Genomic DNA, 6,767 nt, shown 5'->3' with positions numbered 1-6,767 from the left:
GTCTTGACAAGAGGGCTCCCGACCGCGCCCCGGGGGCGTGAGCGGCCGCCCGGCGTACGTGACGATGCGTGCGTGGGAGAGGTGGTGCCGCGTGTCCGACGGCGCGGCCGGCACACACGGCCAGGAACGGGAGACGGCCACCGACTACGGGAGGTCCGGGCCCGACCAGCCGATCCTGTCCTTCGCCCTGGGCAGGATGATGGAGTCCGTCGGCGCGCACTCGGGCGCGGTGTACCTGCTGGCGCCCGGCCAGCCCGTCCTGGTGATGACGGTGATGGCCGGACTGCCGAGGGTCTTCGCGGCACCCTGGGAGCGGGTGACGCTGTCCTCGGCCGTGCCGGTGGCGGACGCGGTGCGCCGGCGGGGCCTGGTCTGGATCGGCGGTGCGGAGGACATGGCGGCCCGCTATCCGCGGATCTCGGTGGTGCTGCCCTACCCCTTCGCGATGGCGGCGCTGCCGGTGGCGACGAGGGAAACGGTGTACGGGGCGGTGTTCCTGACCTGGCCGGGAGGCTCACATCCCGAGGAGCTGACCGACGAGGAGAAGGAGAGGCTGACGTCGGCCTGCGACCGGCTGGCGCTGCGGCTGGAGCGCGCGGCCCGGGCCGGTGCGCCGGCACTGCCGGGGGCGGACCTGGTGACGCCCGCCTCCTTCGCGGCCACCATGTCGGGCGCGGTCGAGGCGGTGCGGATGGTCTCCCGGCTGCCCGAGGGACTGTGCGCCCTGGATCTGCACGGCCGGGTGACCTACCTGAACAGCGCGGCGGCCGAACTGCTCGGTGTGGCGCAGCGCCGCCTGCTCGGGGCGCAGCCCTGGGCAGTGCTGCCCTGGCTGAACGATCCGGTGTACGAGGACCGGTACCGCGCGGCGCTCATCAGTCAGCAGGAGACGGGGTTCCTGGCACTGCGGCCACCGAACCACTGGCTCCGCTTCCGTCTGCATCCCAGCACCACCGGCCTCAGCGCCCTCATCACCCCGGAACGCGGCTCGCCGGAAGCCGTGCCGCCGCGGCGGCACGGCACCGCGGGTGCCCGGCTGGTGACCATCAATCAGTTGCTGACGCTGTCCGGCGCGCTGACGGAGGCGGCCGGGGTACGGGACGTGATCAACCTCATGGCCGAGCAGATCGTGCCGGCCATCGGCTGCCAGGCCATGGTGGTCCTGGGAACCGAGGGCGGCCGGCTCCGGGTGCTCGACCAGCGCGGGTACGAGGACCCGGAAAGTGTGGAACGGCTGAACGGTATGCGCTTGAGCGCGCCGGTACCGGCCGCGCATGCCCTGGCCTCCGGAGTGCCGACCTTCTTCGAGTCCCGGGCGGAGCTGTCCAGGGTCTACCCGGGGCGGGTTCCGGCACGGGGCGAACTGTCGGCCTGGGCGTACATCCCGCTGGTGACCTCCGGCCGCCCCGTCGGCGTATGCGTCCTCGGCTACTCCGAGCCTCACCGGTTCCCGGCCGACGAACGGGCGATCCTGACCAGTCTCGGCGGTCTGGCGGCGCAGGCCCTGGAGCGGGCCCGGCTGTTCGACGCCAAGCGACGGCTCGCCCACGGGCTGCAGGACGCCCTGCTGCCGCAGGCGCTGCCCTCACTGCCCGCGGCCGAGGTGGCCGCCCGCTATCTGGCGGGCACTCAGGGGATGGAGATCGGCGGCGACTTCTACGACCTGGTTCCGCTGCGCGGTCAGGAGGCCGTGGCGCTGGTCGGTGACGTGCAGGGCCACAATGTGCAGGCGGCCGGTCTGATGGGCCAGGTGCGCACCGCCGTACGGGCGTACACCGCCGTGGGCCAGTCGCCCGGCGAGGTGATGCGCAGTACGAACCGGCTGCTGGTCGACCTCGACGCGCAACTGTTCGCCAGTTGCGTCTACCTCCACCTGGACCTGGAACGGCACCGTGCCTTCCTGGCCCACGCCGGACATCCGCACCCCCTGCTGCGCGCCCCGGGCGGCGGGGTCGAGGTCCTCGACCTGCCGGGAGGCCCTCTGCTGGGCATCGACCCGACCGCCGACTACCCGGTCTCCGAGGTGCCGCTGCCACCCGGTTCCGTCCTGGTCCTCTACACCGACGGACTGGTGGAGTCCCCGGGCACCGACCTGGACGAGGCCGTCGCCTCCGTGGCGCACCGCCTCGACGGGATCGGTGACCTCCCGCTGGAGGAGATCGCGGACCGGCTGATCAGCGAGAGGGATCCGGAGCATGCCACGGGCGACGACATCGCCCTGCTCCTGCTGCGCCCCCGGTGAGGTGCGCGGCGGTCCGGGCCGCGGCGGGCCGTGGGCCGGTGGGGGACGCGGGGCCGGTGAGGGACGCGGGGCCGGTGACACTGTGGTGCCGGCGGTGGCACGGCGCGGCCCGGATGTCCGAACTGCGCATGTCTCGGGGCGGTTTCTTTCCGGGCGCGCGTAGTGACAGGGACCGTCGGCGGGTCTATGAGTTGACCGGCACGTACCACCAGAAGGGACCCACCCGCCATGCTCGCCGTCGTCGACCACCCCGTCCAGGCACGGCTGTGCGCCCCGCGCGAGGAGTTGGAGGAGGCGGTGCCGGTCACGGCGACCCTGCGGTACTCCTGCGGCCAGCCGCTGTCGGCGTACCTGATCTTTCCGGAGACGGTCTCGCTGGACGGCTGCGAGGTGGTGTGGGAGTTCGCCCGGTCCCTGCTGGCGGCCGGACTGCGGGTGCCGGCGGGCGGCGGGGACGTGCACGTCTGGCCGTGCGGACCGGACCGCACCATGATCGAGCTGCGCTCGCCGCTGGGCACCGCACTGGTCGACGTCGACAGCATCGACGTGCGCTGTTTCCTCGCCCGTTCGTACGAGGCGGTGGCGCCGGGCGAGGAGGCACGGCTCGTCGACATCGATGCCGCGCTCACCTCGCTGCTCGGCGGGCGGTGAGGAGCCGGCACGGACGCGGCGGAAGCGGGGACCCGGGATACGCGGGCGGCGCGCAACGTGGTTCGTGGCGCGCGGGTGCGGGCGGCGGATGCTCCGACGCGCTCGGCCACCGGCCGCGCGGCGTGCGGACGTGCGGCGGCCTGCTCGGCGTGCCCGTGCCGCCGCAGGCCGCGCGGTTGCCGGCCGCAGTCGCGGGCGGCCCCGCTGCGGCGCCCGGCGGGCCGAGGCCGGGCGCCGCCGCCACCGACCCCGCGCTGCCGGGCGGCCGGCGGCCGTGGAGTGCTGCCGCCGCGTCGGCACGTGGCGAGAAACCTCGCCGGACCGCGCGATCGGCCGCACACGCCGGGCGGGAGCGGACCGTCGTGGTGCCATGAGCGCCACATCAGCGCGGCCGTCGCGCAGCATCCCTTCCTGTTCACACGTGCCGCTCGGCAGCACCTCGATCTCGGCGGCGTCGGGCTCGGCCGCGTAGGCGTCAAGGAGCTTGAGCAGCAACTCGTGAGACGCGCCGGCCTTCACCGCCAGCACCAGGCGGTTGCGGGGGCCGCCCGGACTGCCGACGCCACCGGCGCGACGGGTGCGGCGAGCGGCAGCGGTGGTCGCGTCGAGGGGTGCGCGGCCCTCGTGCAGCAGCATCTCTCCGGCGCCGGTCGGATGTGACCTGTGGGCCGGACTGTGACGCCGACCGATAGTTGGCCATCTCGATCCGTAGTTGGCCATCGCCCGTTTCGACTGCCCAAGACAGGCCCCAGCGCCTCTCAGAGGCTCAGCCGCTCGTCTCGGTTCGGTGACCCGCATCACACCCGGCTCCTGTCAGCAACCGGGGTGCCGTCTCGTTCAAGGGGCACGCGAACGAGACAGGAGCAACGCCATGAAGCACCGCATCGTCGTACTCGGCGCCGGATACGCCGGGGCCTTCGCCGCCGGAAACCTGGCCCGCCGGCTCTCCCCCGCCGACACCGAGATCACCGTCGTCAACGCCGTGCCCGACTTCGTTGAGCGGATGCGGCTCCACCAGCTCGCGATCGGCCAGGACCTCGCGTTCCGCAAGCTCGCCGACGTATTCGCGGACACCGGGGTGCGCCTGCGCCTGGCGCGCGTCACCGGCGTCGACCCCGAGCGCAGGACCGTCGCCGTGACCGGCGAGGACGGCGACGGCGAGCTCGCGTACGACACCCTTCTCTACGCGCTCGGCAGCTCCGTCGCCCACCATGGCGTCCCCGGCGTGGCCGAGTACGCCTTCGATGTGGTCGGCCGGTCCTCGGCGCTGCGTCTGCGCGAGCGCCTGGCCGATGTGGGTGAGGGCGGCACCGTGCTGGTCGTCGGTGAGGGGCTGACCGGCATCGAGACCGCCACCGAGTTCGCCGAGTCCCGGCCCGACCTCTCGGTCGCGCTCGCCGCCCGCGGCGAGCTGGGCGCCTGGCTCTCCCCCAAGGCCCGCCGTCACCTGCGCCGGGCCTTCGACCGGCTCGACATCACCGTCCACGAGCACACCGGCATCGAAGCCGTCGAGCCGACACGGGCGATCGCCGCCGACGGTAGGTCCATCCCGGCCGACGTGACCGTGTGGTCGGCCGGGTTCGCCGTGCCCTCCATCGCGGCCGCCAGCGGCCTGGAGGTCGCCGAGACCGGCCAGATCGTCGTCGACCGCACCATGCGCTCGGTCTCGCACCCGGACGTCTACGCCGCCGGTGACTGCGCCTACGCGATAGGCCAGAACGGCCGGGCGCTGCCGATGTCCTGCGCCTCGGCCGGCTACACCAACATGCAGGCGACCGCCGCGATCATCGCGCGCCTGACGGGCAGCAAGGTCCCGACCACCGGGCTGAACTACCACGGCAACCACATCAGCCTCGGGCGGCGGGACGCGATCTTCCAGATGGTGGACGGGGACGTCCGGCCGAAGTCCTGGTACCTGGGCGGCCGGACCGCCGCGCGGCTCAAGTCGGGCGTGCTCAGGGGGGCCGGGTGGGGCATCGCCCACCCGACCTTCGGCATGCCGAAGCGGAAGCGCCGCCTGGCCACCACGCCTGACCGGTCCGGTGTGAGGGTCGCCGCATAGGCTCCTCCGCATGGACAGCGCAGCCGTCGATCGGTTCGAGGCCAGCCGGGGCCGGCTGGCCTCGCTCGCGTACCGTCTGCTCGGCTCGGCCGCCGACGCCGAGGACGCCGTGCAGGACGCGTTCCTGCGCTGGCAGGCCGCGGACCGCGAACGCATCAAGGTCCCGGAAGCGTGGCTGACCAAGGTCGTCACCAATCTCTGCCTCGACCGGCTCCGCTCGGCGCAGGCTCGCCACGAGCGAGCGGCCGGTGCCTGGCTACCCGAGCCGCTCCTCGAGGGCGACCCGATGCTCGGCCCTGCCGACACCTTCGAGCAGCGCGAATCGGTGTCCTTGGCCGTACTGACCCTCATGGAGCGCCTCTCGCCGGTCGAGCGGGCCGCCTACGTCCTGCGCGAGGCCTTCTCGTACCCCCACGCCGAGATCGCCGGGATCCTCGGCATCACCGAGTCCGCGAGCCAGCAGCATGTCCACCGGGCCCGGACCCGGGTCGCCGCCGAGCGCCGCCGCGGCGACGAGGCCGACCCCGCGTCCGCACGCCGGATCGTCGAGGAGTTCCTCGCCGCCGCCACGTCGGGGCGCACCGAACGGCTGGTGGCTCTGCTCACCGACGACGCGACCGCGGTCTCGGACGGCGCCGGACTGGCCAGGCGGCTGCTGCGGTACAAGACGCGCGAGCGCGTCGCCTCCTACGTGCGGGCCGGCTTCAGGCCCACTCCGGCGAAGCGGCGGCTGGCCGGCGGCACGCCCGCGATCCATATCGCGCTGGTCAACGGCTCCCCGGCCGTCCTCGCCGTGGTCGACGACCGGGTCGTGGGCGCCGTGGCGTTCGAAGTCGGCGACGGCAAGGTCGCGTCCCTGCGCGGCATCGCCGCCGCGGACCGGCTCGCGCGCCTCAACGAGGCCTGGCGGCAGCACGAACCCGACGCGCCGGTCATCAACGCATGGTGACCTGGCTTTGTTCACTAGTCGTGAAATTCAAGGTCATCGAGGTACTTGCCAGGGCAACATCGAGGCACTTCCGGCGACAGGCCCTGGTGAGGCCACGGAACACGCGATGGTGTAGCGCGTCGGCTTCAGGCGGCCGAGGTAATCGCTCGGCTGACAGCAGAGATGCCCGGGGCCGGTCGGCCGGGAAGCCGGGCCACGAGAATCCGGCGTACCTGGGGGTACTCTGTCCACGCGCGGCAGACTCACGCCGTGCGGTAGCACCGGCGACATGCGGAACGGAACGGTCGTCACGCCGAAACCGCCGGAGACCAGCTGCAGTTTCGTCAGCCAGTCGCGCGTGGTGTGGACGATGCGTGGCCTGCCGGGCAGGCCCGGCCAGACGCCGAGCATGGGTTCGGCACTCGATGACGCGGTGGCGGGCCAAGGAGCATCGACGAGCTCGTCGACGTGCACCGTGGTCCGGCCGGTGGTCGGCGCCCCTACGAGCAGTTCGGTGTCCTCGACCGTTTCGATGTGCAGCCGCGGGATTCGCCGTCCGACGGCCGGTGCGGCAACCGGGACGTCAGCACGGCGATGTCGATGGTGCCCGCCCGCAAGGCCCGGAGCAGAGAGGGCGTTCCGGCCTCGCGCGTCGTGACCGTGATGTGCGGGCTGATCGTCGCGAGCCGCGTGAGCACACCGGGCTCCTGCCGTGACGCTCGCGTCCCACGGACCTGCGGCGTCACTGTTCAGCGAGAGGGACTGGAGCCGTTGTTCGCCGGCGAGAAGGCCGGCACCCGCCACGTTCTGGTCCAGCATCCCCATCGCGGTGAGCGCCGCATGGCCGCACCCAGGACACAGCGTCGTCAGCGTTTCCCGAGCCG

The 6,767-nt window shown here is 73.1% G+C and carries 5 protein-coding genes and 1 pseudogene; 4 read left to right on the top strand and 2 right to left on the bottom strand.

The annotated features are described in order from the left end of the window. The first annotated feature begins 64 nt into the window (after nucleotides 1-64). Both GUY61_RS10200 and GUY61_RS10195 read left to right on the top strand, forming a co-directional pair. Entirely contained in the window at nucleotides 65-2,242 is a 2,178-nt protein-coding gene (locus tag GUY61_RS10200) for a SpoIIE family protein phosphatase (protein ID WP_166629763.1), read from the top strand. A 228-nt stretch (nucleotides 2,243-2,470) separates the two neighbouring features. Then, nucleotides 2,471-2,893, top strand: a complete 423-nt coding sequence (locus GUY61_RS10195) for an SsgA family sporulation/cell division regulator (protein WP_166629760.1) — start codon at nucleotides 2,471-2,473, stop codon at nucleotides 2,891-2,893. A gap of 369 nt (nucleotides 2,894-3,262) precedes the next feature. Here the strand turns inward: GUY61_RS10195 and GUY61_RS40000 are convergent. After that, a pseudogene (locus tag GUY61_RS40000) lies at nucleotides 3,263-3,544 on the bottom strand (LysR family transcriptional regulator); the annotation flags it as partial. Between the two features lie 220 nt (nucleotides 3,545-3,764). Between GUY61_RS40000 and GUY61_RS10185 the strand changes: the two are divergent. Together GUY61_RS10185 and GUY61_RS10180 are read left to right on the top strand one after the other, a co-directional pair. Further along, nucleotides 3,765-4,955: an NAD(P)/FAD-dependent oxidoreductase gene (locus tag GUY61_RS10185; protein ID WP_166629759.1), complete on the top strand. Its 1,191-nt coding sequence runs from the start codon at nucleotides 3,765-3,767 to the stop codon at nucleotides 4,953-4,955. 10 nt (nucleotides 4,956-4,965) lie between these two features. Then, a complete protein-coding gene (locus GUY61_RS10180; protein ID WP_166629758.1) occupies nucleotides 4,966-5,904 on the top strand; it encodes a sigma-70 family RNA polymerase sigma factor in 939 nt (312 codons plus the stop codon). A gap of 33 nt (nucleotides 5,905-5,937) precedes the next feature. Here the strand turns inward: GUY61_RS10180 and GUY61_RS10175 are convergent, their stop codons facing one another. Beyond that, the gene (locus GUY61_RS10175) at nucleotides 5,938-6,702 is read right to left on the bottom strand and encodes a hypothetical protein (protein ID WP_313896603.1); all 765 of its coding nucleotides are present in this window, start codon (nucleotides 6,700-6,702) and stop codon (nucleotides 5,938-5,940) included. Nucleotides 6,703-6,767: the final 65 nt, after the last annotated feature.

The sequence above is a fragment of the Streptomyces sp. GC420 genome (assembly GCF_009916105.1).
GTDB lineage: Bacteria > Actinomycetota > Actinomycetes > Streptomycetales > Streptomycetaceae > Streptomyces.
The sequence above is the reverse complement of the archived record's forward strand: the minus strand, read 5'-3'. Positions and strand labels throughout refer to the sequence as shown.

Excerpts from the sequence above, each read along its gene's own strand:
- GUY61_RS10200 (WP_166629763.1), top strand. The coding sequence starts at position 65 with ATGCGTGCGTGGGAGAGGTGGTGCCGCGTGTCCGACGGCGCGGCCGGC.
- GUY61_RS10195 (WP_166629760.1), top strand. The coding sequence starts at position 2,471 with ATGCTCGCCGTCGTCGACCACCCCGTCCAGGCACGGCTGTGCGCCCCG.
- GUY61_RS10185 (WP_166629759.1), top strand. The coding sequence starts at position 3,765 with ATGAAGCACCGCATCGTCGTACTCGGCGCCGGATACGCCGGGGCCTTC.
- GUY61_RS10180 (WP_166629758.1), top strand. The coding sequence starts at position 4,966 with ATGGACAGCGCAGCCGTCGATCGGTTCGAGGCCAGCCGGGGCCGGCTG.
- GUY61_RS10175 (WP_313896603.1), bottom strand. The coding sequence starts at position 6,702 with ATGCTGGACCAGAACGTGGCGGGTGCCGGCCTTCTCGCCGGCGAACAA.